General features: G+C 52.3%; 21 protein-coding genes and 1 tRNA gene. 12 read left to right on the top strand and 10 right to left on the bottom strand.

Annotated features, from left to right (window positions below; translation table 11 throughout):
* The first annotated feature begins 22 nt into the window (after positions 1-22).
* The 5 genes from NB640_RS01920 (at position 23) to greA (ending at position 7,085) form a co-directional block, all read left to right on the top strand.
* A complete protein-coding gene (locus NB640_RS01920) occupies positions 23-679 on the top strand; it encodes a site-2 protease family protein (protein WP_269309456.1) in 657 nt (218 codons plus the stop codon).
* An 11-nt stretch (positions 680-690) separates the two neighbouring features.
* Positions 691-1,902 carry a tryptophan--tRNA ligase gene (locus NB640_RS01915; protein WP_269309455.1) on the top strand — a complete coding sequence of 404 codons (1,212 nt, stop codon included), beginning with the start codon at positions 691-693 and terminating at the stop codon, positions 1,900-1,902.
* Positions 1,903-2,121: 219 nt separating this feature from the next.
* Entirely contained in the window at positions 2,122-3,267 is a 1,146-nt protein-coding gene (carA, locus tag NB640_RS01910) for a glutamine-hydrolyzing carbamoyl-phosphate synthase small subunit (protein WP_269309454.1), read from the top strand.
* A gap of 11 nt (positions 3,268-3,278) precedes the next feature.
* Positions 3,279-6,509 carry a carbamoyl-phosphate synthase large subunit gene (gene carB, locus NB640_RS01905; RefSeq protein WP_269309453.1) on the top strand — a complete coding sequence of 1,077 codons (3,231 nt, stop codon included), beginning with the start codon at positions 3,279-3,281 and terminating at the stop codon, positions 6,507-6,509.
* A gap of 99 nt (positions 6,510-6,608) precedes the next feature.
* A complete protein-coding gene (gene greA, locus NB640_RS01900; RefSeq protein WP_269310374.1) occupies positions 6,609-7,085 on the top strand; it encodes a transcription elongation factor GreA in 477 nt (158 codons plus the stop codon).
* A 32-nt stretch (positions 7,086-7,117) separates the two neighbouring features.
* On the opposite strand, the gene NB640_RS01895 is transcribed toward greA, so the two are convergent.
* Positions 7,118-7,585 (bottom strand): YhbY family RNA-binding protein, encoded by a 468-nt coding sequence (locus tag NB640_RS01895; protein WP_269309452.1) that lies wholly within the window; start codon positions 7,583-7,585, stop codon positions 7,118-7,120.
* A 30-nt stretch (positions 7,586-7,615) separates the two neighbouring features.
* Here NB640_RS01895 and NB640_RS01890 point away from each other — a divergent pair, with 30 nt between their 5' ends.
* From NB640_RS01890 to NB640_RS01870, 5 genes are all read left to right on the top strand, one after another.
* Positions 7,616-8,263 (top strand): RlmE family RNA methyltransferase, encoded by a 648-nt coding sequence (locus NB640_RS01890; protein ID WP_269309451.1) that lies wholly within the window; start codon positions 7,616-7,618, stop codon positions 8,261-8,263.
* Positions 8,264-8,468: 205 nt separating this feature from the next.
* On the top strand, positions 8,469-10,355 hold the full coding sequence (gene ftsH, locus NB640_RS01885) for an ATP-dependent zinc metalloprotease FtsH (RefSeq protein ID WP_269309450.1): 1,887 nt from the start codon (positions 8,469-8,471) through the stop codon (positions 10,353-10,355).
* Positions 10,356-10,434: 79 nt separating this feature from the next.
* Positions 10,435-11,274, top strand: a complete 840-nt coding sequence (gene folP / locus NB640_RS01880) for a dihydropteroate synthase (RefSeq protein WP_269309449.1) — start codon at positions 10,435-10,437, stop codon at positions 11,272-11,274.
* A gap of 41 nt (positions 11,275-11,315) precedes the next feature.
* On the top strand, positions 11,316-12,662 hold the full coding sequence (gene glmM / locus NB640_RS01875; RefSeq protein WP_269309448.1) for a phosphoglucosamine mutase: 1,347 nt from the start codon (positions 11,316-11,318) through the stop codon (positions 12,660-12,662).
* 83 nt (positions 12,663-12,745) lie between these two features.
* Positions 12,746-12,822: transfer RNA gene (locus tag NB640_RS01870), tRNA-Pro, on the top strand.
* A gap of 112 nt (positions 12,823-12,934) precedes the next feature.
* Here the strand turns inward: NB640_RS01870 and NB640_RS01865 are convergent.
* The 3 genes from NB640_RS01865 to NB640_RS01855 are packed head-to-tail and all read right to left on the bottom strand — an operon-like array spanning position 12,935 to position 14,155.
* Positions 12,935-13,384: a DUF6691 family protein gene (locus NB640_RS01865; protein WP_269309447.1), complete on the bottom strand. Its 450-nt coding sequence runs from the start codon at positions 13,382-13,384 to the stop codon at positions 12,935-12,937.
* Positions 13,385-13,394: 10 nt separating this feature from the next.
* On the bottom strand, positions 13,395-13,826 hold the full coding sequence (locus NB640_RS01860) for a YeeE/YedE family protein (RefSeq protein WP_269310373.1): 432 nt from the start codon (positions 13,824-13,826) through the stop codon (positions 13,395-13,397).
* The gene (locus tag NB640_RS01855) at positions 13,826-14,155 is read right to left on the bottom strand and encodes a metalloregulator ArsR/SmtB family transcription factor (RefSeq protein WP_408637950.1); all 330 of its coding nucleotides are present in this window, start codon (positions 14,153-14,155) and stop codon (positions 13,826-13,828) included. Before NB640_RS01855 ends, NB640_RS01860 begins: the two co-directional genes overlap by 1 nt.
* A gap of 117 nt (positions 14,156-14,272) precedes the next feature.
* Here NB640_RS01855 and NB640_RS01850 point away from each other — a divergent pair, with 117 nt between their 5' ends.
* Complete coding sequence (locus NB640_RS01850) at positions 14,273-15,928, top strand: FAD-dependent oxidoreductase (protein ID WP_269309446.1); 1,656 nt, start codon at positions 14,273-14,275, stop codon at positions 15,926-15,928.
* A gap of 159 nt (positions 15,929-16,087) precedes the next feature.
* On the opposite strand, the gene NB640_RS01845 is transcribed toward NB640_RS01850, so the two are convergent.
* Together NB640_RS01845 and NB640_RS01840 are read right to left on the bottom strand one after the other, a co-directional pair.
* Positions 16,088-16,303, bottom strand: coding sequence for a hypothetical protein (locus tag NB640_RS01845; RefSeq protein ID WP_269309445.1), 216 nt, complete (start codon positions 16,301-16,303; stop codon positions 16,088-16,090).
* A 658-nt stretch (positions 16,304-16,961) separates the two neighbouring features.
* Positions 16,962-17,681, bottom strand: a complete 720-nt coding sequence (locus NB640_RS01840) for a Crp/Fnr family transcriptional regulator (protein WP_269309444.1) — start codon at positions 17,679-17,681, stop codon at positions 16,962-16,964.
* A gap of 373 nt (positions 17,682-18,054) precedes the next feature.
* Here NB640_RS01840 and NB640_RS01835 point away from each other — a divergent pair, with 373 nt between their 5' ends.
* Positions 18,055-18,816, top strand: a complete 762-nt coding sequence (locus NB640_RS01835; RefSeq protein ID WP_269309443.1) for a class I SAM-dependent methyltransferase — start codon at positions 18,055-18,057, stop codon at positions 18,814-18,816.
* A 304-nt stretch (positions 18,817-19,120) separates the two neighbouring features.
* On the opposite strand, the gene NB640_RS01830 is transcribed toward NB640_RS01835, so the two are convergent.
* From NB640_RS01830 to NB640_RS01815, 4 genes are all read right to left on the bottom strand, one after another.
* Positions 19,121-19,867: an OB-fold protein gene (locus NB640_RS01830; RefSeq protein ID WP_269309442.1), complete on the bottom strand. Its 747-nt coding sequence runs from the start codon at positions 19,865-19,867 to the stop codon at positions 19,121-19,123.
* 100 nt (positions 19,868-19,967) lie between these two features.
* Positions 19,968-21,755 (bottom strand): ABC transporter ATP-binding protein/permease, encoded by a 1,788-nt coding sequence (locus NB640_RS01825; RefSeq protein ID WP_269309441.1) that lies wholly within the window; start codon positions 21,753-21,755, stop codon positions 19,968-19,970.
* Positions 21,752-22,642 (bottom strand): ChaN family lipoprotein, encoded by an 891-nt coding sequence (locus NB640_RS01820; RefSeq protein ID WP_269309440.1) that lies wholly within the window; start codon positions 22,640-22,642, stop codon positions 21,752-21,754. The genes NB640_RS01825 and NB640_RS01820 overlap by 4 nt, the downstream gene beginning before the upstream one ends.
* Before the next feature lie 11 nt (positions 22,643-22,653).
* Positions 22,654-24,960: a TonB-dependent hemoglobin/transferrin/lactoferrin family receptor gene (locus NB640_RS01815; RefSeq protein WP_269309439.1), complete on the bottom strand. Its 2,307-nt coding sequence runs from the start codon at positions 24,958-24,960 to the stop codon at positions 22,654-22,656.
* Position 24,961: the final 1 nt, after the last annotated feature.

Below are 24,961 nucleotides of genomic sequence, written 5' to 3'. Positions count from 1 at the left end.
CGCCTCTGGTAAAATCTCCCCGATGAACGATACCCTATATACCATTGCAGTCTGGATCTTGCCCGTCCTGTTTGCCATCACGCTGCATGAAGCCTCTCATGCCTATGTAGCAAAATATTTCGGCGATACCACCGCTTATTCGCTGGGGCGGATGACGCTTAACCCCATCCGCCATATTGATCTGCTTGGCACGATCATCATTCCTGCCGCACTTATCCTCCTGAAAAGCCCTTTTATTTTTGGTTATGCCAAGCCGGTGCCGGTTAATTTCGGCAACCTGCGCAACCCTCGCAGCAGTTCTGCACTCGTTGCGCTTGCCGGGCCTGCATCCAATCTCTTTATGGCACTGTTGTGGCAGATTTTCAAGATCATCGTGGTGGTGAGTGGCCTGCAGGAACCTTTTCTGCTTAAAATGGCTGACGCCGGTGTCCTGATCAATCTGGTGCTGTTTGCCTTTAACCTTTTTCCGGTTCCGCCACTTGATGGCGGCCGGATTCTGACCAGCCTGCTTCCGGTTAATCTGGCGTGGCGGTTTGCGAAAATCGAGCCTTATGGCTTTTTTATCGTGCTGGCACTGGTTTACTTCAAGATGCTGAACTACTGGATGCGTCCGCTGATTCAGGCCGGTGCAGCAGTTATTCAGACGATTCTTTATCCCGTTACCATTTTCTTACGTTAGTGTGAGCCATCATGTATCCTGCTAGAGTTGTCTCCGGTATGCGTCCGACAGGCGCAATGCATCTGGGCCATTTTCATGGCGCCCTCAAAAACTGGATTCGTATCCAGAATGAAGTGGAAAGTCTCTTTTTCGTTGCCGACTGGCATGCGCTGACTACTCACTATGATGAGGCAGAGACGATTGAGCAAAGCACATGGGATATGGTGATTGACTGGCTGGCAGCCGGCATTGATCCTGAAAAAGCCGCGATTTTTGTCCAGTCACGGGTAATAGAACACGCGGAACTGACGCTGCTTTTGGGTATGGCAACGCCGCTTGGCTGGCTTGAACGGGTGCCGACATACAAGGACCAGATTGAAAAAATCTCCCATAAAGACCTCGCCACCTTCGGTTTTCTGGGCTACCCGGTCATGATGGCGGCTGACGTGCTGATTTATCGTGCCAATCAGGTGCCGGTGGGGGAAGACCAGATTCCGCATATCGAAATCATGCGGGAAATGGCACGCCGCTTTAATCATATGTATGGCAGGGAAAAAAACTTTGCTGAAAAAGCGCAGGAAGCCGTGAAAAAAATGGGTGGGAAAGTCTCCAGACAATTCGTTTCGCTGCGGACTGAGTTCCAGGAGAAAGGGAGTGCCGAAGCGCTGGCTGAGGCCCGTGCGTTGCTGGAAGGTGCCGGCAGCCTGTCAATGGCTGATCGTGAAAGGCTGGTGGGCTGGCTGGAAGGAACGGGCAAACAGATATTGGTTGAGCCTCAGGTATTGCTGACAGAGGCTTCCCGCCTGCCGGGGCTGGATGGACAAAAAATGTCGAAAAGCTATGGCAATGCGATTTCGCTTCGGGAAAAACCGGATGAGGTAAACCGCAAGATACGGACCATGCAGACGGATCCTGCCCGCGTTCGCCGTACCGATCCGGGCGATCCTGAAAAATGTCCGGTTTGGCAGTTTCATGTGGTGTATTCGGATAATGATACCCGGGAGTGGGTACAGAAAGGATGCCGCACGGCCGGTATCGGCTGTATTGAATGCAAGCAGCCGGTTATCGATGCCATTATTCGCGAACAGGCACCTTTCCATGAGCGGGCCCAGCAATATCTGGATAACCCGGCTTATGTGCGCGAGATTGTGGCCGCTGGTTGTGACAAAGCCCGTCGCCTGGCGCAGGAAACCATGCGGGACGTGCGGGGGGCAATGGGGTTGAATTACGACGATCATGCCTGATTTTTTCAGTAGGAAAGGGTAGAAAAAAAGCCGGAGCGGTTTACCGGGAAGGGGATTCTCGGCTATAATCCCGTTGGTAAAACAATTCAATTCAACCGTAGCGCCTGCATATCCAGATCCCTGTGAAAACATCTATATCCGAATAAGAAAAAAACTATTCGGTAGATTTATGCGGCCTGATGACGCGGTGCTGTTACGGTAACCAGACAGGAGTTACCTTTGTCATTTCCATTAGGTCAACACGAACCAGCCATACTGGCATTAGCTGACGGTACCATTTTCCGGGGCTATTCCATTGGCGCAGAGGGTCAGACATCAGGCGAAGTGGTTTTCAACACTTCCATGACCGGTTATCAGGAGATTCTGACCGATCCCAGCTACAGCAACCAGATCGTCACACTGACATATCCCCATATCGGCAATACAGGCGTAAATCCCGAGGATGTGGAATCCACCCGGCTTCATGCCGCAGGACTGATTATCAAGGATGTGCAGCCGCTGACATCCAATTTCAGAACCACCCAATCCCTTCCGGATTACTTGAAAGCCGGCAATATCGTCGCGATAGCCGGTATTGATACCCGCAAGCTCACCCGTATCCTGAGAGAAAAGGGTAACCAGAGCGGAGCGATTGTCACAGGCACAGATGAAAAAGCCGCGCTGGAACTGGCGCGTTCTGCTAAGTCGCTTTCCGGGCTGGATCTTGCCAGGGAAGTCACTACTCCCGAGGCTTATGACTGGACAGAGACACAATGGCGTCTGGGTGAGGGATATGGCAAGCTGACTGATCCGAAATACCACGTGGTCGCTTTTGATTATGGTGTAAAGCGCAATATTCTGCGGATGCTGGCAGAGCGCCATTGCCGCGTGACGGTTTTGCCGGCAAAGTCCACCGCAGCCGATGCACTTTCCTATAATCCTGACGGCGTCTTCCTCTCCAATGGCCCGGGAGACCCGCAGCCATGTACCTATGCCATTGAAGCGACCAAAGCACTTATCGAAGAGGGGATTCCCGTTTTCGGTATTTGCCTGGGGCATCAGATCATGGCGCTGGCATCAGGGGCAAAGACCGGCAAGATGAAGTTTGGCCACCATGGCGCCAATCATCCTGTGCAGGATCTGGACACCGGTAAAGTAATGATTACGTCTCAAAACCATGGTTTTGCTGTGGATGCCGAGACATTGCCTTCAAATTGCCGTGTGACACATCGTTCACTGTTTGATGGCACCCTGCAAGGCTTTGAGCGCACCGATAAACCTGCATTCTGTTTCCAGGGCCATCCCGAAGCGTCTCCCGGACCCGGAGATGTCGATTACCTTTTTGACCGGTTCATCGGCATGATGGAAAAGGCAAAACAAAAATAAAAGCGAAAAATATGCCAAAACGTACTGATATTAAAAGCATTCTTATTATTGGCGCCGGCCCCATCATCATCGGGCAGGCCTGCGAGTTTGACTATTCCGGGGCACAGGCCTGCAAGGCGCTGCGCGAAGAGGGTTATAAGGTCATTCTTGTTAACAGCAATCCCGCTACCATCATGACCGATCCGGAAATGGCGGATGTGACTTTCATTGAGCCGGTCAACTGGCGGGTTGTTGAGCGTATCATCGAAAAAGAGCGTCCGGATGCCATCCTGCCGACAATGGGGGGACAGACGGCGCTCAACTGTGCGCTTGATCTGTATAACAATGGCGTTCTTGATCGGTATGGTGTTGAACTGATTGGCGCTTCTCCGGAAGCCATCGACAAGGCCGAAGACCGTTCCAAGTTCAAGGAAGCCATGACAGCAATCGGCCTGGAGTCAGCCCGTTCCGGTATTGCGCGTTCCATGGAAGCAGCATGGGAAGTCCAGCGCCAGATGGGGTTTCCTGTGATCATTCGCCCATCCTTTACGCTTGGTGGTACCGGTGGCGGCATTGCCTATAATGGCGAAGAGTTTGAGGTGATCTGCCGTCGTGGTCTTGAGGCGTCTCCTACCAACGAGCTTCTGATTGAAGAGTCACTGATTGGCTGGAAAGAGTTCGAAATGGAAGTGGTCCGTGACCGTGCGGATAACTGCATCATTATCTGCTCAATCGAAAATCTTGACCCGATGGGCATCCATACCGGCGACTCGATTACGGTGGCGCCAGCCCAGACGCTGACGGACAAGGAATACCAGATCATGCGTGATGCATCCATTGCCATCCTGCGTGAAATCGGTGTGGATACCGGTGGCTCCAACGTTCAGTTTGCCATTAATCCCAAAGATGGCCGCATCATTGTGATCGAGATGAATCCGCGTGTTTCCCGTTCATCCGCACTGGCATCAAAGGCAACCGGTTTCCCGATTGCGAAAGTTGCCGCCAAGCTGGCGGTCGGCTTCACCCTTGATGAACTGAAAAATGACATTACCGGCGGTGCGACACCGGCTTCATTTGAACCGACGATTGATTATGTCGTTACCAAGGTGCCCCGCTTCACCTTTGAAAAATTTCCGCTTGCGGACCCCCATCTGACGACACAGATGAAATCGGTCGGGGAGGTCATGGCGATCGGCCGCACTTTCCAGGAGTCTTTCCAGAAGGCGTTGCGCGGCCTGGAGGTTGGCGTTGACGGCATGAATGAAAAAACGACCGATCTTGAAGTGATTCGGGAAGAGCTGGGTGAGCCGGGGCCGGAGCGTATCTGGTACATCGGTGACGCTTTTGCACAGGGCTTCACGATTGAGGAAGTCTACAACCTGACGCATATCGATCCCTGGTTCCTCGCACAAATCAAGGAAATCGTGGATATCGAGCTCTGGCTGGACAAACAGAAACTGGCTGATCTCGACAGGGATATGCTCTTTAGGCTCAAGCAAAAGGGATTCTCTGACCGCAGACTGGCGTGGCTGTTGAAAACCACGGATGTTGAGGTGCGCAACAGGCGCCGCGAACTCAACATTCGTCCGGTATACAAGCGCGTGGATACCTGTGCTGGTGAATTTGCAACCAGCACGGCTTACATGTATTCCTCTTATGATGAAGAATGTGAAGCCAATCCCACTGACCGCCAGAAAATCATGGTGCTCGGTGGCGGGCCCAACCGGATCGGGCAGGGTATTGAATTTGATTACTGCTGTGTTCACGCCGCCATGGCGATGCGTGAGGATGGTTATGAAACCATCATGGTCAACTGTAATCCTGAGACGGTTTCCACGGATTACGATATTTCCGACCGGCTGTATTTCGAGCCGTTGACACTGGAAGATGTGCTGGAAATCGTTGATCTGGAAAAACCAATAGGTGTTATTGTCCAGTATGGTGGACAGACCCCGCTCAAGCTGGCACTGGATCTTGAGAAAAACGGCGTACCGATTATCGGTACATCACCGGACATGATCGATGCGGCAGAAGACCGCGAGCGTTTCCAGCAACTCCTGCAGAAGCTTGATTTGCGCCAGCCACCAAACCGCACGGCCCGTACCGAGGAAGAAGCACTGGAAATGGCCCAGGAAATCGGTTATCCGCTGGTGGTCCGCCCTTCGTATGTCCTGGGTGGACGTGCCATGGAAATCGTCCATGAACAAAGCGGCCTGGAACGCTACATGCGCGAGGCTGTCAAGGTATCGAATGATTCTCCTGTTTTGCTTGACCGCTTTTTGAACGATGCTATCGAGGTGGATGTGGACTGTATCTCAGACGGTACCCGCACCTTTATAGGTGGTGTGATGGAACATATTGAGCAGGCGGGTGTGCACTCGGGGGATTCTGCCTGTTCCCTGCCGGTCTATTCACTTTCACGCGAAACGGTTGATGAGCTCAAGCGGCAGACAACACTGATGGCACACGCGCTCAATGTGGTTGGTTTGATGAATGTCCAGTTTGCCATCCAGAAGGAAGAAGTGAATGGCGAAATGAAAGACAAGGTTTTTGTACTGGAAGTCAATCCGCGCGCATCACGGACGGTCCCGTTTGTTTCCAAGGCAACAGGCCTTCAACTGGCAAAGATTGCTGCCCGCTGCATGGTAGGAAAGACGCTGGATTCACAGGGTATTTTCAGTGAAACCATTCCGCCATATTACAGCGTCAAGGAAGCGGTATTCCCGTTTATCAAGTTCCCGGGCGTTGACACGATCTTAGGACCGGAAATGAAGTCGACAGGTGAAGTCATGGGGGTGGGCAAAACTTTTGGCGAGGCCTATGTGAAATCGCAAATGGGCGCAGGCGTGACATTGCCGCGTTCTGGCAAGGTTTTCCTTTCCATCAAGGACAGTGACAAGCCACGGGCAGTAAAGGTGGCAAGGGAGCTGATCAGGCTGGGTTTTTCTATTGTTGCAACACGCGGCACAGCAGAAACTATTCGTCAGGCCGGCATGGAAGCAGAAACCATCAACAAGATGGCAGAAGGCCGCCCGCACGTGGGTGATCTGCTGAAAAACGGTGAGATCGTGCTGGTTATCAACACGGTGGAAGAGCGCAGGAACGCCATTGCGGATTCCCGTGCTATCCGGACCTCATCGCTGGCCGCGCGTGTCAATACGATCACGACAATCGCAGGTGCTGAAGCAAGCGTGCAGGGGATGTCCTATCTGGATGATATCCATGTCTATGATTTACAAAGCCTGCACAAAACCTTAAACTAAGCCCTAAACTTATTATTTTTTGCGAGGTCATACTGGCATTGGAAGCAATGTCATTGATGACCTCGCTGGTTTTTTGGAGTAGTAGATATGTCAAGCAATATGGGTACCATCCCGGTTACCGTTCTCGGCGCAAAGATGTTGCGTGACGAGTTGCACAAACTCAAGACAAAGGATCGGTACGAGATCATCCAGGCGATTGCCGAAGCGCGTTCGCATGGTGATTTGTCTGAAAATGCCGAATATGAAGCCGCGAAGGAAAGACAGGGCTTTATCGAAGGCCGTATTGCCGAGCTTGAGGCCAAACTGAGTTCTGCCCAGATTATTGATCCGACATCGCTGAATGTGGATGGCAGGATTGTTTTTGGCGCTACCGTTCTGCTTGAGGATCTGGATAACGGCAAGCAGGTGCGTTACCAGATTGTCGGTAACGATGAAGCAGATATCAAGGAATTGAAGGTATCCATTACTTCTCCTATTGCCCGTGCCATGATCGGCAAATATAGCGGAGAGGTTATTGAGGTTGAGGCACCGTCCGGCATTCGTGAATACGAAGTGCTGGAAGTCCTCTATGTCTGATGGTTTGCGGAAAATCCCTGTCCTGATTGCTGTCAGGACAGGGATTTTTTCTTGGCGCTGGTCTGCCGTACCTTGGCACGTTTGACTTTACCGCCTGCTGTCAACCGTTCGTTGCCCTTTACGGCGACTTTCTTTACGCGGCTGCGTACAGCGCCTGAGCCCGGACGGATGGTTTTAACTTCCCGTATGCCACGGGATTTTTTATCATCGAAAAGGGAGGAGGTTTTTTCCTTTTTGTGACGATAAACGACCAGCAGTTTTCCGATATGCTGTATGGGAGCCGCATTCAGTTCTGTGCAGATGGTCTGGTAAATATCAATCCGGTTGGCGCGGTCATCGCCAAAAACACGGATTTTGATGAGGCCATGCGCATCCAGGCTGCTGCTGATTTCCTTGAGCACCCCATCGGTCAGCCCGGCATCGCCAACCATGACGACCGGGTTTAAACCATGTGCCTGTTCACGCAGTCTGCTTCGTTCTGCCGGAGTTAATTTCAACATAAACTTTCCCTAAAAGGATATTGTACGCTAATGGCAAAAAATAAATTCAACAAAAGCTGGATGAACAGCCATTTGAATGATCCTTATGTGAAGCTTGCGCAGAAAGAGGATTACCGGTCGCGTGCGGCATACAAACTCAAAGAGATTGACGAAGAGGTAAAGCTCCTCAAAAGCGGCCAGGTAATTGTGGACCTGGGCTCCTCTCCCGGAAGCTGGTCACAGTACGTGATACGCAAAATGGGGCGTGATGGCGGGGCTATCAAGGGAGAGGTGGTCGGTATTGATATCCTGCCGATGGAAGCCATTGAAGGTGTCAGATTCCTGCAGGGTGATTTCAGGGAAGAGAACGTTTTGCACCAGCTTGAAGCCATGCTGGAAGGGCGCAAGGCAGATGTCATTTTGTCGGATATGGCGCCCAACCTTTCCGGTATTGCCTTAGCCGATGCTGCAAGAATGGAGGATTTGCTGGATATTGCACTGGACTTTGCGCAAACCCACCTGAAACCAAACGGCGCCTTGCTGGTCAAGTGTTTCAATGGAATGGGGTATAACGAGATACTGGCCAAATTCAGGGCGCAGTTTCAATCGGTGGTGTCCAAAAAACCGAAAGCCAGCCGTAACCAGTCTTCTGAGATTTATCTGTTGGGGCGTCATATGAAAACGGATGAGGGTATTTGAGGGAACGGCGCTTGATATCATCGTTTTTGTCCCCACTTACTTTTGAACCGGGTGAGTTTTATGGCAATTTGCCTTTAATTGAACCCATGTAACATTTTGTTTCCATATGGCACTGAAATTACGACCTGGCCTGATGCGAAGTACAGGAAATACGGGTAAAATGAAAAAACATATCAAAAAGGCGTGATACGCCTGAGGAGTTACCGTGCATAACATGTTTGTCAGGGCAGCCGTTTGGGGCGCCATCATTGTTATCCTTCTTATGACATTCAAGCATTTTACCGATCGTGATACTACGTCGGGTGCGACACCTATTTCGTACTCCGAATTTCTCGATGAAGTAAAAGCACAGCGCGTGAAAGATGCTGTCATTGAGGACCGAGTCCTCGTGGCAAACATGACTGACGGGCGCAGGGTCAAGACAGGCATAACCTACCTGGATCGTGGATTGATTGGCGATCTGGTCAACAGTGGCGTCAAGTTTGATGTCAAACAGCCTGAGGAGCCCTCATTCCTCTCGCAGATTTTTATTTCCTGGTTCCCCATGCTGCTTTTAATCGGCGTGTGGGTGTTTTTCATGCGACAGATGCAGGGCGGAGGAAAGGGCGGTGCCTTTTCTTTCGGCAAATCCAAGGCGCGCATGATTGATGAAAAGAGCAATACGGTGACTTTCAGTGATGTGGCCGGATGTGACGAGGCCAAGGAAGAAGTCGTTGAAATCGTCGAATTTCTGCGTGATCCGAATAAATTCCAGAAGCTGGGTGGCCGTATTCCCAGAGGCCTTCTTCTGGTTGGCCCTCCGGGTACCGGTAAAACACTGCTTGCGCGTGCTATTGCAGGCGAGGCCAAGGTGCCGTTTTTCTCCATTTCCGGCTCCGATTTTGTGGAAATGTTCGTGGGTGTCGGTGCCTCCCGTGTGAGGGACATGTTCGAGACCGCCAAAAAGCATCAATCCTGCATTATTTTCATTGATGAGATTGATGCTGTCGGCCGTCACCGTGGTGCAGGCATGGGCGGGGGCAATGATGAACGCGAGCAGACCTTGAACCAGCTTCTCGTTGAAATGGATGGCTTTGAGCCGAATTCCGGTGTTATCGTTGTCGCAGCCACTAACCGTGCCGATGTTCTGGACAAGGCGCTCCTTCGTCCTGGCCGTTTCGATCGCCAGGTGGTTGTCGGATTGCCCGATATTCGTGGCCGTGAGCAGATTCTGTATGTTCATATGCGCAAGGTGCCGATTGCTGCTGACGTAAAGGCAGATGTGATTGCACGCGGTTCTCCTGGCTTTTCCGGTGCTGACTTGGCCAATCTGGTCAATGAAGCGGCTCTTTTCGCGGCCCGTCGTAACAAGCGGCTTGTCGAAATGCAGGATTTTGAAGATGCCAAAGATAAAGTCCTGATGGGGCCGGAGCGCAAGTCTTTCGTCATGCGCGAAGAAGAGCGCAGGAATACAGCTTTCCATGAGGCCGGGCATGCCGTAGTGGCCAAGCTGCTGCCAAAATCTGATCCGGTTCACAAGGTGACCATCATGCCGCGCGGACATGCGCTTGGCCTGACATGGCAACTGCCCGAGTATGACCAGATCAATATGTACAAGGACAAGATGCTTGAGCAGATCGCCATCCTGTTTGGCGGGCGCATTGCTGAAGAGCTTTTCATGCACCAGATGTCAACCGGCGCATCCAATGACTTTGAACGGGCAACCAAGATCGCCAGGGCGATGGTGACGCGCTATGGTATGTCTGAGTCCCTCGGCACCATGGTGTACGAGGATACCGAGCAGGATATGTTCCATGGTGGCCGTATGGCAGCCAAGACGGTGTCGGAGGCAACCCAGCAGAAAGTGGATAACGAAATCCGCCTGATTCTGGATCAACAGTATGATCTGGCGCGCCATCTGCTCCATGAAAACCGTGACAAGGTGGAGAAAATGGCCACCATGCTGCTGGAATGGGAGACACTGGATTCCGATCAGGTGAATGACATCATGGAAGGCAATGATCCGCGTCCTCCCAAATCAGGCACGCCAGTAGCGGCATCATCAGGTAATCCGTCGGGTGATGTATCTGAAAGTGCGACAGCTCCGGCCTGATGACAATAGTAATTGAACGAAAAGGGCGAGAAGTGATTCTGGCCCTTTTTGTATTTGGAATGTGCAGGAAACAGAAACAATGACACCTTTTTTTCAATGCGGGCGCTATCGTTTTGAGCTGGCCGGTCCGGATTATCGCCCGCTTGTCATGGGTATTCTCAATGTCACACCGGACTCCTTTTCCGATGGGGGGAAATATACGCAGCTGTCCGCTGCGTTGGCGCATGCCAACCGGATGATAGAAGAAGGCGTGGATATTATCGATATCGGCGCGGAATCCTCCCGTCCGGGCATTGAGCCGGTTTCACTGCAGGAAGAGCTGGATCGCATCATGCCGGTTGTCGAGGCATTGCGTGATTGCGGCAAGCCGCTTTCCATTGATACCTACAAACCCGAGGTGATGGCTGCCACACTGGCAGCCGGTGTGGACATGATCAATGATATTGCCGGTTTTCAGTCTGATGAATCCATAGAGGCGGTTGTCCGGGGCCAGTGTGGATTATGTGTCATGCACATGCAGGGAGAACCCGAAACCATGCAGTCCGCGCCGGAATATAGTGATGTGACCGGTGAAGTAATCCGTTTTCTCCAGGAACAGGTCAATCGACTGGTTGCAGCAGGAATGGTCAAAGAAAGGATCTGTATTGATCCCGGCTTCGGTTTCGGGAAAACTCTCGAACACAACCTGACACTTCTGAAAAATATCGGGCATATTCAGCAATCACTTCAATTGCCTGTACTGGCAGGACTATCCCGCAAATCAGTCATTGCCGCCATCACCAAAAAAGATGTTTCCCGGCGACTTGCCGGAAATCTGGGTGCCGCGCTTTCTGCCGTGGCCTATGGAACCCATATCGTTCGGGTGCATGAGGTGGGTGAAACCGTCGATGCACTTAAAGTATGGCAGGCAACAAGGTAAAATGACGGGTTGAAACTCATCGGAAATTACATCAGGAAGCTATGACGAGAAAATATTTTGGTACAGATGGCGTAAGAGGAACAGTCGGTATCAGTCCGATTACCCCGGACTTTGTGATGCGGCTGGGGTATGCGGCAGGCAAGGTGCTGACACGTTCGGGAACTTCAGCCATACAGCCTACGGTGCTGATAGGAAAAGATACCCGTATCTCAGGCTACATGCTGGAAGCAGCCCTGCAGGCAGGGCTTTCTGCTGCCGGTGTTGATGTCATGCTTTCCGGACCAATGCCAACGCCTGCTGTGGCTTATCTGACCCGCGCATTGCGTATTACGGCGGGTATTGTCATTTCTGCCTCCCATAATCCTTATCAGGATAACGGGATCAAATTCTTTTCCTCATCCGGCAACAAGCTGCCGGATGAAATGGAGCTGAAAATCGAGGAAATGATGGAGCGTCCAATGGATTGCGCCATGTCGGACGCCCTGGGAAAAGCGCGGCGCCTGGATGATGCGCAAGGACGATATATCGAGTTTTGCAAAAGCACCTTTCCCGGTGAGTTCGATCTGCGTGGCATGAAAATTGCGGTGGATTGTGCGCATGGTGCGGCTTATCACATTGCGCCTCACGTTTTCCATGAATTGGGCGCTGAAGTTATTGCGATTGGCGTACAGCCTAATGGTGAAAACATCAATGATGGCTGTGGCGCAACTTCACCTGAGGCGCTGGCAGAAGCGGTGATCATGCATGGTGCCGATGTGGGCATTGCGCTGGATGGTGATGCAGACCGCGTTGTCATGATTGATGAAAAAGGAGAGATCTACAATGGTGACCAGCTGCTTTACCTGATGACCAAGGATCGCATGTCACAGGGAGCAGTTGACGGGGTGGTTGGTACGCTCATGACCAACATGGCGCTTGAAGTGGCTTTTGCCAGGATGGGTATCGGATTTGAGCGCGCAGCGGTGGGTGACCGGTATGTACTGGAAGCCATGCAGGAGCGCGGGTGGGTGCTGGGTGGAGAAGGTTCCGGGCATTTACTTTGTCTGGACAAACAGACAACCGGTGATGGTATCGTGTCGGCCCTTCAGGTGCTTTCTGCCTTGCGGCGCAACAACGCCACACTTTCCGAATATTGCAACGATCTTACCCTTTTTCCACAGACACTGATCAATGTGCGTATCGCGCGCGGCTTTAACTGGAAAGAAAATGAAGCCATGCTGAAAGAAAAGGAAAAAGTGGAAAAAGAGCTCGGTAATAGCGGAAGGGTCCTGATTCGTGCCTCCGGCACTGAGCCGCTATTGCGTATCATGGTCGAAGCGGAAAATGAAGCGGCTGCTCATGCCATGGCCAAACGGATTGCGGATTACTGCATGGTCGATGCTGCTTGAGATGAATTAATTAAGGGAAAACTGCGATAAAAAGTAAGAGATTGATTGACCACACCACCAGATAGCGTTATTATTTCGTTCTTCGGGGCGTGGCGCAGCCTGGTAGCGCATCTGGTTTGGGACCAGAGGGTCGGATGTTCGAATCATCTCGCCCCGACCAAAATACCAACGGGTTATCTATCGCATAGATAACCCGTTTTTATTTCATGCCTCCCATTGCAGCGGTGTCGCCGCCAGCATTTGTCATGGCTTTTGCATATTGCGCAGGATATTCATCGGCAAAATATGCATAACCGTTCGCTAAATCGCTGGAAAACCCGCGTGGCCACGGAAAATGCCAGCATTCCGGCCAGCATGGCGATAAAAAAGACAACACTTTTTGCGGACGCATAGCCAAGCAATACAATGGCTGGTCCGGGGCAAATGCCTGCCAGTCCCCAGCCGATACCAAACAGCGCACTTCCTGTTACCAGCCGATAATCAAGGTTTTGGGTATCCGGTAATTGAAGAGGAATGCCTGTCAGGGTAGTTTTGCGCTTTTTTGCTATCAGAAAGACGATCGCACTGATCGGGATAGCCCCTGCCATAACCAGCGCCAGCGAAGGATCCCAGTTTCCCACAATATCTAGAAATGCCAGGATTTTCACCGGGTTGGACATGCCGGAAAAAATGACGCCCATACCGAAGAGAAGTCCTGAAATCAAAGCGGTCAGAATATACATGGCGTTTTTCTCACATCATCAGGTGGCGGGTAAAAAACACGGTGGAAAATCCGGCAATCATGAAGATGGCCGTTGCGACAATGGAGCGTTTTGACAGGCGGGATATTCCACAGATGCCATGACCGCTGGTGCAGCCTGATCCCAGCCGGGCACCGAAACCAACCAGCAACCCTGCCGCAATCAGGAAAGGCCAGCTCGTATCAATATGGCTTTCGGGCAAAGTGCTCATGCCCTGGTACAGGACGGGAGACAGAAAGATGCCGCCAAGAAAAGCCAGCCGCCACAACGTATTGTTTCTTGTCGGTGGCAGGAGTCCGCCGATAATTCCACTGATCCCGGCTATCCGGCCATTAACCAGCAACAACAACATGACGGCCAGCCCGATAAGTACCCCGCCAGCCAGGGCACTTGCCGGGGTAAAACTGTGCCAGTCAATCATGATCATGACGTCTCTCCCGTCTGCTGGCAGTAAAGTTCACACAGGGTTGACAGCACTGCGAGCACTTTGGGACTGGCTACAGAGTAATAAATCCGCTTTCCCTCCCGTCGTGTATTGACGAGTCCCTCTGTTCTCAGAACCCCCAGTTGCTGGGAAAGTGACGGCTGGTGAATGTCCAGTTGCTCCTCAAGTTCGCTGACGGACTTTTCCCCTTTGCTCAATTGGCACAGCAAAAGCAGGCGATCTTCGTTGGACAGGGCGCGCAGCGTCTGGGCAGCCTCTTTAGCGGTACTTCTCATCAACTCCCTGTCCAGGTCGGTAAATTTGATCATCACGAAATACTCCTGATGTTGCGTTGCATGAACGTTTACATTATATATAATTATATTATATTATTTAATATAACGTTTGGCTGTTTTTAATCCCGTTCATCTTTTCAGGGAGTCTATATGAAAACATTGAGAATCATTGTCATTGGCGGTGTTGCCGCTGGCGCATCTTTTGCTGCGCGTGCCCGCCGTCTTTCGGAAACTGCGCAGATTACGATTATTGAGCGGGGTCCGGATGTGTCTTTTGCCAATTGCGGGCTTCCTTATCATATCGGTGGCGAAATCCCGGAAAGACGGACGCTGGCGGTGCAGACTGAGGCGTCACTGAAAGCCATGCTCAATCTGGACGTTCGAACGCTTAGCGAGGCCACCTTCATTGACCGCGCCGCAAAGCGCGTATTGGTCCGCAATCTCAGAAACGGGGAAGAGGAGTGGCTGGCGTACGATAAATTGATGCTTTCTCCGGGCGCGGCACCTGTCTTTCCTTCGCTTCCCGGCATTGATGATCCGCGTGTTTTTACCTTGCGTAATCTTCAGGATATGGACCGTATTGCAGCGGCATCGGAAGCGGGAAAGCATGCGGTCATCGCCGGGGCCGGTTTTATCGGGCTGGAGATGGCCGAACAATTGTATCGCAAGGGACTTTCTGTTGAGATTGTGCAGATCAGCCATCAGGTGCTGTCGCTGCTTGATGCCAAATTGGCGGGATTGCTTGAGGATGAACTGAGTAAAAACAATATCGGTCTGCATTTGGGAAACCAGATTACCCGTTTTGAGGGCCGCGAAAACAAGCTGCTTTGCCACCTGTCTTCGGGAACGGTGTTGGAAACAGACCTTGTTGTCATGTCTATCGGTGTGCAGCCTGAAAGTGCGCTGGCACAAGCAGCGGGATTACAACTGGGCGAAAAAGGGCATATTGCGGTCAGTGCATTCATGCAAACTTCTGACCCCGATATTTATGCTGCAGGCGATGTTGTTGAAACCAGCGAACGAACGATGGGAGGGCAAATAGCTGTGCCGCTTGGCGGACCGGCAAACCGGCAGGGGCGTGTTGCAGCAGATCACCTCTTCCTTAAGGAAAAAGCGCGCCCCTATCCCGGCTCACTGGGAACCTCGATTGTCCGGGTATTTGAGATGGCTGCAGGTGTCACAGGCTGGAATGAAAAGGGGCTGAAAAAGGCCGGTATTGATTATGAAACAGTAACCGTCACGGACAGCCATCACGCATCATACTATCCAGGCGCCAAACCGCTGACACTCAAAATATTCTGGGCACGCGACGATGGTATGCTCCTTGGGGCACAGGCTGCCGGGCAGGAAGGGGTTGATAAACGGCTTGATGTGATGGCAACTGCGATTGCGGCAGGGATGAACATTGAAGACCTTTGTCATCTGGAGCTTGCCTATGCGCCTCCATTTGGCTCAGCCAAGGATGTGGTCAATATCGCCGGATTTGCCGCAACCAACATGCAGGACGAACTGGTCAATATGGTTCATGAATTTCCGGCGGCTTCAGCCGATGTGCAGTTGCTGGATGTACGTGGCAAGGCATTGTCAATGGCCCAGCCTGTTCCCGGTGCCATCAATATTCCCTTAACATCCTTGCGAAACAGCATGGACAGGCTTGATCCGGGCAAACCGGTTGTCATATTTTGCTCGATAGGAAAGAACAGCTATTTTGCATCCAGAGTGTTGTTGCAGCATGGTTTTGATGCAAAAAGCCTTGCCGGAGGTGCTTTTATCAATAAGGAACGCAAAGCAGCGCCTGTCACGTAATCGGCGCATGACAGAAGAGGTGATGAATCATTCGGAGTTTTGTGGCGGGAATACTATTTGCAAAACACAGGTCAGGAAAATCAGCCGGTCGCTCGACCGGCTTTTTTTATTAAAATCCATCACGCAACAGCGTTTTGGCTAAATCCTGGTTTTTTTGCATTATTTATTGTCAGGAAGAAGGCTTCTTCTCATGCATTCGTCATACAGGGTATCTTCAGACCAGTTGTTGTAGCCGATGAATCCTTCCATCATCATGGTCGCCAGCGCAATTTTTGCGGCATCCGACGTCCGGATGAACTGCACAAAATATTCCAGGTCGTAACTGGCGAGTTTCTGGATTAAAAGCTCTTTTCTGGTTCTGATCTCGTTTGGCATGGCCTGTTCCGTTGATGAAATATTATTCTGTCAGGTCCTGCCGGTTGAATGTTTCAGTGATACTGGGATCAGAAACGAGTTGCGCCTCGTCTTCTGATATTTTGACCCACCATTCGCCGCCGATCGGATCCCGAACTCTTCGCCTATGGCGACGTACTGAAAATTTTGCATGTCACTTCCTTTGCCGGATTTTGTTTGTGCTTGTTTACTGAATAACATATCCAGAAAACATCATAGCGGTCTATTGATTTTTTTGGGACCAGAGGGTCGGATGTTCGAATCATCTCGCCCCGACCAAAATACTAAGCGGTATCAAAGGGTTATTTTTCAGCAGATAACCCTTTTTCATTTTCCGGAGCCTGTTGTAGCTAAATGACACCTGCTTTCGCTCAAAGGGGCTGCCAAAGGTGCAGGGTGATTGGCATGCAAATGTGAGGAATTGCCTGCCATTTCCCCCATTTTCCATCTGCCACGTTCTTTTAGGCCCGAGTCAGGCGTGTCACATTGTTTATGCCAGCTTGCCCGGGCATGCTGCCACAGGCCGGCATACCATAAACGGCTGATACCAATAGATTGATTCCGGTATGATGACGGAGAGCATCAATGGCGGATGACGATGGCTGCCGGTAAAGAGGTAAAAATAAAAATTGCCGCATGCTTAAAAAGTTCTTTGTGCCGGCTTGGCCAGGTTTCGTAAAACATCCGGGTTGAGTATTTGTACTTCGTTTTTATCCACGTGAATGTATTGCTTTTTTTGCCATGCCGATATTAACCGTATCAGCGTTTCATGGCGAACGCCAAGGTATGTGGCAAGCTGAACCCTGTTCATTGGAAGCGTGATCGCTTTTTTCTCTGTGTTTTGCTTGTGCAGCTTCAAAAGGTATTCGGCCAAACGCTCGGAAGTTGAACTTGATGTCAGCCAGTCAACACGATTGACCATTTCGTATAAATGGTTGCAAACATTGCTGAGTAACTGAAAGGTGACTTCAGGATATTGCAGGCACATCTGGTGAATGGCATGCTTGGGCACCGCCAATGCACGGCCATCCTCCAGTGCTCTGACACTCATCGGATAGCGGCCATGTTTCATGAATACGGCAGGCAGGGCTAAAAACTCTTTGTCTTGAATATAGCCGAATATCTTTTCGTTTCCTTCGGTCGTGTAGCGAAAAACCTCCAGGCGTCCCGACTCCAATAGCAGGCCATGGATGATTTTGTCCCCTTCATGAAACAGTACTTCCCCCCTGGCGAAGGTTCGCCAGGCGGAGGATGCCAGAAGGTCATCAAGGGCATTCTGAGGCAAACTGCGCATCCATGAGCAGTTTTTCAGAATGGTTCTGGCATCGTTTTCATTTTTTTGAGGATTGACAAATGTCATTTGCGTTCACTGGCTGGTTGCGTATTATTGATAATAATTCTCATTTGCATCGTAGCAAAAGGTGAGCCGATTGCATAGAACCGGTACGCGCAGGTATCCGCACTCCTTATCCGGCGGCACGGTCAGGCGTATTGCTATAGCCCGTGCTGCCCATGTTCCCGCAGGTGCTGTTGCCGGATGAAACTTTCAATGCGCTTGACATTGCAATCACGCAGTCGCCTCATGACCTGCTGCTGCATGAATTTGCGCATCGCTTGCCAGCCAGGCGACTTCAGGCCGCTGCAGATTGAACGGACCATAATTCATTTAAGAAAGCGTTTGCGTATATGTCACCGGGCTGAACCTGTAGCTAACCATATTGCGAGGAAACAAAATGCATGAAAAACATGAAGCCGGCCACATGCTTTTGGCCAGATTGGGCAAAAAGCGCCTGCGCCCTGGAGGAAAACAGGGAACGGACTGGTTAATCCGGCAGGTCAGCATCGGGGCGAATACCCGGATACTTGAAGTCGCCTGCAACATGGGCACGACCGCGATTGAACTGGCGAAACGCTACAAATGCCACATCACGGGCATTGACCTGCATGACGCCTCGCTCCAGAAAGCAACGCACAATGCCCGGATACAGGGTGTCAGCGACTGTGTTCGATTTATGCGGGCAAACGCCACGGCACTTCCATTTGATGATGCCAGTTTTGACATTGTGATCAATGAAGCCATGCTGACCATGCTTGATAACGAGAGCAAACGCAAGGCCCTGCAGGAATATGCCCGGGTGCTGAGACCAGGCGGGTATCTGCTGACACATGATCTGATTATCAGGAGTGCAGATACGCAAAACAGTCTCAGCCAGTTGCACTCGGCAATCAATGTCAAGGCAACACCGTTGAGCGAACATGAATGGAAGGCGCTTTTGAGCGCTCAGGGTTTTAAGGTGAGGACTCTGACCGGGCCGATGTCACTGCTCAGCCCGATGGGGATGATACGTGACGAGGGTTTTCTGAATACCCTGAAAATTGTTAAAAATGCCATGAAACAGGAAAATCGCCCCATGTTTATGCGGATGTTTCGCTTGTTTCGCCAATCAAAAGGAATTTTTGGCTTTATTGCAGCCTGCAGCCAAAAAGTACAGTGAAACATGAAAAGGAACCATGAGGCAAAAAATTACAATCAACCCGCGTGCTGCTGCCCGGAGTTTCCCGCCCATTTTCCATTGGCTTCATTCAGGCTGGTAGCCGGTGGGGCGCATTTTCGCTTTTCCTTCTGGTTAGCGCTGCATTGAAATCCGGTGCCGTAGAAATGTGCCGGCCTCCAGATATGTTGATGCCAGCCATTTTTTACCCTGTAACCTACGATTCCGGCTATTTCATCTGCCGTCAACCCGACCGGATCATTTGCTGCAATATTGCCAGAAGCAAATCAGGAGGGAAGGGAGCCGCTCAGTGCCCGGCCTTTATTTTTTCCTTCTCTTCCTTTGAAATGTTTGCCATGTCGGCCTGACATGGTTTTGATGCAGGGTCTGAATAGCATGCACTGTTTTCAGGCAGGTGTTTTCTCAGGGCGTATGCGTATTGAATCGATTTGTCGGCGCCCGGATTAATGGATTTTTTTCCGGTGATGACATCCGGAACCATTTTGGCGAGTTCAGCAATCATTGGGGGCGCGTAACTGGAAAGCGTTTGACAATTTTTTAGTGCAACCTGTCCGACAATATAATTTTTAATATCGCACACAAGGCTGATATTCTGGTTTTTTGACATCTTGGCCAGATCTCCCGCGCTTTTCCTGTCGAAATAGGCATTGACCATTTTGAATATATTGTCACCATTCAACTGAAGGTAGGGCGTATCAGCCGTATCTTTTCCTATTGATTGGATCGTTCCGCTGACAATGTAAGTTTTATCCCTGAATTTTTCGTCGGCGGCCTTTTCATTGGCGCCGTATGCTTTTGAAAGGGCAGCAGACGTAATCCTGCCGTTCAGTTTTACGGCTTTCATTGCATCATCCGAACTGATCAGTGATTGGTTTCCGGAAAGAGTGTTTTTGATCTCGTCAGAAAAAACAGCCTGTGCCAGTTTGACTCCTTTGTCATTCAGGCCCTGTTTTGCCGTACCTTTATCGGACGACCCACCGCCACACGACGCAAGAGCAGCGGCACAGGCAATAACGGCAATCGTTTTTTTCATGATTTTTCCTTTCCCGAGAGTCATATCAAATGATAAGCGGAGCATTCGGCAAATGACAACCGTCAATTCTGTGCTACCCGTCTCGCATGACATGCGGTTTTCAGTACGCCAGTTGATTCTCCATGGCATTGACAGCATATCGGGGAGCATTTGCGGTGGTTTGTGTCGGCTCATTCCAGAGGCTCACGCGCCGGAAACTGCCCAGGCCTTGCGGTTCGCGGTGCGCAATGACGACAAAGCCGGTATGCGGGAGTGACGTCCTCAGCAGTTGATAGAGCTGCTTTTCGGCGGCCGCATCGAGTGAACTGGTGGCTTCGTCCAAAAAGACCCAGTCAGGCCGTGCGGCCAGGATGCGGGCAACCATCAGACGCTGCTGTTCACCGCCGGAAAGCCGGTAATCGCTCGAAAGCTCCCCTTTGTCGAGTTGCTTTTCATGTCGCGGGCAGGTGAGGCCGACATGGTAAAGCAAGGCGCGGACATGCTCCATGTCATCCGGTTTTTCCGGATACGTAAGGCATTCGGCAAGACTGCCAAGCGGAAGGTAGGCTTTCTGGGGCAAAAAGAGTGTTTTTCCGGCAGGCAGGGCAACCTGGCCTGAACAGTGCGGCCAGATACCGGCAAGCGCTTTCAGGAACGTTGATTTGCCGATGCCGGAAGGACCGTCTATCCAGACGGCTTCGCCGGGCCTGACCGTCAGTTCGGGAAGATGGATGAGGCGCTGTTCGAGCGGGTTGTTGACGACGAGGTCACGGATATGCAGGCTGTTGTCGGGTGACGTGCTGCGCGTGACAGGTGAGGGGGTATTGCCGACCGCATCGGCCTTTTCCATGAAACCGGCCAGACGATTGGTCGTTGCGGCCAGTTCGGCCATATCCTTGTACGAAAAGATGAACCAGGAGAGTGTCGTCACCAGTCGCGTGAAGGCGGAGCCAAGCTGCATGAGCCCGCCCAGCGCAACATGACCCATGAGATAGGCGGGGAAGGCCAGGAAAATGGGAATACGCAGGACGGTCGTGTAATAGGGGCGGGTGAAGATGCCGAGGATGAATTCCCGGTTGATGCGTTGCCGCCAGTTTTCCAGGATAAGGCGGTAGCGTCTGCCGATGATGTCCTTTTCAGCCGTTTCGCCGTTTTCAAGGGCAATGGCCTCCTTGGATTCACGGGTGCGCGCCAGCGCAAAACGCATGTCGGCTTCGCGATGCTGCTGGATGATATTGAGGCGCATGAGCGGTTTGCCCATCCAGTGCGTCAGCAGGCTGGAGATAAGCACATAGACGGGTGCCGCCCAGACGAGATAATGGTTGATGACGATCCGGGTGTCGAAAAGGGTGAACGAGAGGGGAAAGTCAGACAGTTTCCAGAGCAGCGCGATATACGTGGTCAGGCCGATGATGCCGGTAAAGAGATCGAGCACACAGTAACCGCCTGAGCCGCCTTTTGAACTGCCGCCGCCGACCATCCGTTCGGCAAAGAGACGGCAGTCTTCCGAAATGCGCTGGTCCGGGTTGTCGAGTTTGGACCCTTCATCGGTGTTAAGATGCCAGAATGCCTTGTGTTTGAACCATTTTTCCAGTGAGATGTCGGTAAGGGCCGTGCGCCATCTGATTTGTACCAGTTGGCGCATGTAGGTGGCAATGAGAAACTGTCCTGCGCTCAATGCCGTGATGATGCCAAAAACGCCGATTTGCCGGAGCGCCGAGTTGCCGTCGAATTTTTCAAGCGCGCCGTAAAAATCCTTGTTCCAGGAAATGAACTTGATCGCAAGCTGGATTTCAAAAAGATTGAGCGCCAGGATAATGAAGCAGTAAAGGATCGCGAGCTTGCCGCCCGGCGCCCTGATACAGAGCTTCGTCAGCATCCAGATGCGCCTGAGTGTTTCATTTTTCATGTGCTTTTCCGTTCACTGCCTTGGTTCTTTGGCCTGGCCACGCGTTCAGCGCGCGGCTCGGGGATGTCGATGCGGAAGACGGCATCCGCGATTCTGCCGGTCGGATTGGGGTGCCACTCCTGCCATTCGTCCCGGTCAGACGTCAGCAGGACTGCGGTATCTGTAATGCCGAGGTCAGCCAGCTGGTACGGCGTGCCGTGTCCATACTCGAGATGGCCGCGTCCGATGATGCCGATAATCAGCGGCATGGGCTCGTCTGCTCCCATGCTGTCGAGCGCATAGGCCATGTTGCAGGCAAAGGCGCGGTCCCAGGTTTGCTGCGCGCGGATAAAACGGTCGCCTTCCGGCGAGGGCGTGCCCGGCTTTCTGTACCCGGAAAGATAGGTCCGGTAGGCATCGGTTGGCGGGGCACTGGGGGTAAGCCCGTCACGCTCGGATTCCGGAACGGCGTCCCATCCTTCTTTCCCGACACGGGTGACGAGCCCGCGGTAGCAGTTGGCCGCAATCATCCTGATTTTCTGCTGGCGGCAGAAGTGAAAAAGCGGCAGGTAAATTTCGGCAGGAAACCCCCAGACATCGTACCATTCCGATTGGCGGATGAACGTTTCGGTATCGAGCAATCCGTCGACCCATTCGTCTAGCACGGGCTGGATGCGTCTGGGAAACATTTCAAAGGCCATCATCATATGGGGCCGCAGCGTGTAAAGCGACATGGCGACGTGGAGCTGCCAGCGATGGATTTCTGCGACATCATGTGTTTCGCCCAGCATGACAATGCTTTTCTGCGCCATTTTCTGCATGAGCGGCTGAAACGGCAGAATCTCTCTGCTTACCGGGTCAATCCAACTGGCCCGCGGGTGGGGAACGGTCTGACGGATTTTCGACATGAATGGCTCCTTCAGAAACTGGCACTGAGCGTGACAGCGAAAGTCCTGCCCGGCGCGGTGTAGAGTTCAAGCGGATTGGTGTAGGCCTGAGATGCGGAAGTCGGATACGCATTCATGGTGGAGGCCGTCTGTTCGAAGTAACGCTTGTTGAAGATATTGAGGACAGAGGCCGTCAGCTTGAAGTTTTTGTCGATCTGCCAGTTGACGTAGCTGTCAAAGACCCCGTAGCCGCCGGGCTTGTAATAGTCTTCATCGCTCACGCGGGTGATGCGCCTGGAAAAGGTGCCGATCAGCTCCGTGCTGAGCTTGTATTCGGGCTGGTTCCAGCGCAGGCCCAGGTTGCCGGATAGTGGCGAGGCGGCATCAAAGGGGACGTACTTGCCGCTGTTCGTGCTGGTCTGCTTGCCATGCTGGTAAGTAGCGCCGCCTGATACGCTCCAGTTCTGTGCAAAGCGCCATTCTCCGGAAGCCTCAAAGCCCCAGAGCTTGACCTTGTCAAGATTCTGGTAGGTATAATCGGCAGCGGTACCGGCAACAGGCTGGCGGCTCTTGATGAAATTGGTATAGTCGCTGTAGAAACCGCCAAAGGAGAACCACCCCCGGCTGTATTGTCCGCGTATACCGGCTTCGTATGATTTGACTTCTTCCGGTTTGAGGTTCGGGTTGGGGATCAGGCGCAGGACTCCCATGTCATACGAAGTGTAGAGCTGCTCGGCCGTCGGCATCTTGAAGCCTTCCGCGTAGCGTCCGTAAAGCGAATGCATGCTGTCGATCTTGAAGAGAAGGCCGATTTGCGGCAGCCATTTGTTTTCGGTGACCTTGGTGGGTTCCTTTCCGGCGATGATGCCGTAATTCCTGTCCGGTGAGGGGTCAAGGGAGTAGTGGGCATGGCGGATACCGGGGGTGATCGTCAGCCGCCGCTCAAAGAACTTCATTTCGTCCTGCAGATAAAGGTCGGCACGAATGGTTTCCGCATTGGCAAAATTGGTGCCGCTGCCGTAAGTCGTCGTCGAGGTGCCTGAAGTCAGGTTGTTGGTAACATCTTTGCGATAGTAATCGGTATCCGTCCTGTCTCCCTGGAAGCCATAGGTCAGGGTGTGTTCGCTGCTGGCAAGGGCGAAGCTGGAGGTGAACTGGATATCTGCCTGGGAAAAGTCTTCTGAATACTCGGTGTTCCGCGTGGCATACATATCGCTGGTGAGACCTCCTGTGCGTGTCTGATAATTCCGGCGATCATGAAGGCGGCGTTCCTGCGGGGAATAGGAAACCCGCCATGAGAGATTGTCGAGCGCGGCGGCATTGACATCCCAACTGTGCTCAAATGCCGCGCGCTGCCGTGTCTGCTTCTGGTTCCGGATGTGGTCACCGCTGTTGATCGTCGTCGTGGCCATGCCACTGGAAAGTCCGCGATCATAAAGCTGGTTGATGGTCGTGTCGGACCCGAAAAATTCGCCGGTGAGTTTCAACTCATGGTCGGCGTTCGGGCGGTAGACGAGTTTAGCTATGGCATTGTTGACTTCGGCGTCCGTCGGGTTGAAGCGGTCGCAGCCAAGCGCAACACGCGTACAACCCCATTGGCCGCCATCGGCCTTGGCGTTTCTCAGGCGGGTTTCGTTGTACGTACGGTGCGTGTAGCCCATGAGAAACTGCATGTCCGGACTGATCTGCATGGCAAACATGGCGTTTTGGGTATTGGCCGCATTGAGTCCGTCAAAGCCGTAGCTGGCCTTGCCGCCGACGGTGTTGCCGTTCAGGAGGTCATCCGGGTCGAGTGTCCGGTACGAGACGATGCCGCCCAGCGCATCGGCACCCCAGAGGACGGAACCCGGGCCGCGCTGGATCTCGACAGCCTTCATCATGGAAAGATCGACAAAGTCACGGTTGCCGCCGTCATTGCTTTCAATGACGCGAGCGCCGTCAACGACCGTCTGTATCCGGTTGCCGCCGACACCGCGGATTGTGAAGCCTGAAAGACCGCCAAAGGGCGTTGTGCCGGACGCCTGCCTGTTGACGCGGATGCCGGGCTGATAGCGCACGAGTTCCTGGATGTTGTTGACATTGTGCTCGTCCATTTCCTCCCGCGAAATGACACTGATGGTTGCAGGCACATCCAGTACTCGTTCTTTCTGGCGTGTGGCCGTGACGGTGATGGCACCCATTTGCTGGAACGGTGCGGCCGTATCGGCTGTTTCTGCATTGGCAGCCTGCCCGGTTTCAGATGTTTCTTTTGTTGGCTGTGCCTGTGCGGCGGGTGCCAGATGAAATGCCATGATGGCGATTGCAACAAGCGCGCAGAGTTTTTTCTTTTGTATTTTCATG

The sequence above is a fragment of the Oxalobacter vibrioformis genome, assembly GCF_027118995.1.
Classification (GTDB): domain Bacteria; phylum Pseudomonadota; class Gammaproteobacteria; order Burkholderiales; family Burkholderiaceae_D; genus Oxalobacter; species Oxalobacter vibrioformis.
The sequence above is the reverse complement of the archived record's forward strand: the minus strand, read 5'-3'. Positions and strand labels throughout refer to the sequence as shown.

Excerpts from the sequence above, each read along its gene's own strand:
- NB640_RS01920 (WP_269309456.1), top strand. The coding sequence starts at position 23 with ATGAACGATACCCTATATACCATTGCAGTCTGGATCTTGCCCGTCCTG.
- NB640_RS01915 (WP_269309455.1), top strand. The coding sequence starts at position 691 with ATGTATCCTGCTAGAGTTGTCTCCGGTATGCGTCCGACAGGCGCAATG.
- carB (WP_269309453.1), top strand. The coding sequence starts at position 3,279 with ATGCCAAAACGTACTGATATTAAAAGCATTCTTATTATTGGCGCCGGC.
- greA (WP_269310374.1), top strand. The coding sequence starts at position 6,609 with ATGGGTACCATCCCGGTTACCGTTCTCGGCGCAAAGATGTTGCGTGAC.
- NB640_RS01895 (WP_269309452.1), bottom strand. The coding sequence starts at position 7,585 with ATGTTGAAATTAACTCCGGCAGAACGAAGCAGACTGCGTGAACAGGCA.
- NB640_RS01890 (WP_269309451.1), top strand. The coding sequence starts at position 7,616 with ATGGCAAAAAATAAATTCAACAAAAGCTGGATGAACAGCCATTTGAAT.
- folP (WP_269309449.1), top strand. The coding sequence starts at position 10,435 with ATGACACCTTTTTTTCAATGCGGGCGCTATCGTTTTGAGCTGGCCGGT.
- glmM (WP_269309448.1), top strand. The coding sequence starts at position 11,316 with ATGACGAGAAAATATTTTGGTACAGATGGCGTAAGAGGAACAGTCGGT.
- NB640_RS01865 (WP_269309447.1), bottom strand. The coding sequence starts at position 13,384 with ATGTATATTCTGACCGCTTTGATTTCAGGACTTCTCTTCGGTATGGGC.
- NB640_RS01855 (WP_408637950.1), bottom strand. The coding sequence starts at position 14,155 with ATGATCAAATTTACCGACCTGGACAGGGAGTTGATGAGAAGTACCGCT.
- NB640_RS01850 (WP_269309446.1), top strand. The coding sequence starts at position 14,273 with ATGAAAACATTGAGAATCATTGTCATTGGCGGTGTTGCCGCTGGCGCA.
- NB640_RS01845 (WP_269309445.1), bottom strand. The coding sequence starts at position 16,303 with ATGCCAAACGAGATCAGAACCAGAAAAGAGCTTTTAATCCAGAAACTC.
- NB640_RS01840 (WP_269309444.1), bottom strand. The coding sequence starts at position 17,681 with ATGACATTTGTCAATCCTCAAAAAAATGAAAACGATGCCAGAACCATT.
- NB640_RS01835 (WP_269309443.1), top strand. The coding sequence starts at position 18,055 with ATGCATGAAAAACATGAAGCCGGCCACATGCTTTTGGCCAGATTGGGC.
- NB640_RS01830 (WP_269309442.1), bottom strand. The coding sequence starts at position 19,867 with ATGAAAAAAACGATTGCCGTTATTGCCTGTGCCGCTGCTCTTGCGTCG.
- NB640_RS01825 (WP_269309441.1), bottom strand. The coding sequence starts at position 21,755 with ATGAAAAATGAAACACTCAGGCGCATCTGGATGCTGACGAAGCTCTGT.
- NB640_RS01820 (WP_269309440.1), bottom strand. The coding sequence starts at position 22,642 with ATGTCGAAAATCCGTCAGACCGTTCCCCACCCGCGGGCCAGTTGGATT.
- NB640_RS01815 (WP_269309439.1), bottom strand. The coding sequence starts at position 24,960 with ATGAAAATACAAAAGAAAAAACTCTGCGCGCTTGTTGCAATCGCCATC.